Consider the following 849-nt stretch of genomic DNA (forward strand, 5'->3'; position numbering starts at 1 on the left):
GTGCATATCGGGGCCTACCTGGCTGAGCTTTTCCGAGGGGGCATAGCAAGCATTCCGAAAGGCGAGATTGAAGCGGCGGAATCACTTGGATTAAGGCGGCGTGCCGTCTTTCGCTTGATCATACTTCCGCGAGCCTGGTGGATCGTCCTTCCCGCGCTCGGCGGCGAACTTATAAACATCCTGAAGGCGACATCGCTGGCGTCAGCCATAACGGTCATCGATCTCGTGGGCGCGGCCAACACGATCCGCTCGGAGACATTTCGCGTGTATGAGCCTCTTTTGGCGGTTGCTGCTATATACCTTCTGCTGACGATATGCCTGACACGTGTCGTTGGCGCCCTAGAGAGAAGCCACGTGCGGAAGATGCGAGCTTGATGCATCGGGCGAATGGTCCGCCGTAGATTGAAAATGGGCGGGTCTTTCCCTGAGATCAAACATCTAGGTATCAAATCTGCATTCGAGAGCAGTACAGGTACACGCGGGCCGCTCAGGGTCAAGCGGGAGGTCAAGTCCAGACACAAGCCGCTTTCCGATTCCGATGCAGGATGGGCAACCTCGCAGATCACCGGCCTTGCGGGAAGGTGGGTCGAACACAGCGCTCTGATGTCCGCTGTCAAGGTTTGGAACGCATGAGGTCGCCCGATCCGAGGAACGGCTGCTCATTCTGATGATCGCGCATGGGTGGAGGCGGAACTGAAGGACGTCGGTGATCAAGCTCTGATGCGCGGGTTGGCTACCGCATTCCCGATTGTGCGTCCGGGGCTGTTCCTATCTTACTGCGGGCGTCGGTCGATTTGCCGGCCACAAAGCGTCTGACGGGCATTCCCCTGCCGTGGTCCCGCCTCCGCC

Annotated in this window: 1 protein-coding gene; it reads left to right on the forward strand. The window is 58.8% G+C overall.

All coding sequences use genetic code 11. The features are described 5' to 3' along the window. A partial coding sequence (locus EN935_RS38200; RefSeq protein WP_127374353.1) for an ABC transporter permease subunit occupies window positions 1-375 on the forward strand: 375 nt, incomplete at its 5' end. Window positions 376-849: the final 474 nt, after the last annotated feature.

Origin of the sequence: Mesorhizobium sp. M7D.F.Ca.US.004.03.1.1 (assembly GCF_003998635.1) — a bacterium.
Taxonomy (GTDB): Bacteria; Pseudomonadota; Alphaproteobacteria; order Rhizobiales; family Rhizobiaceae; genus Mesorhizobium; species Mesorhizobium loti.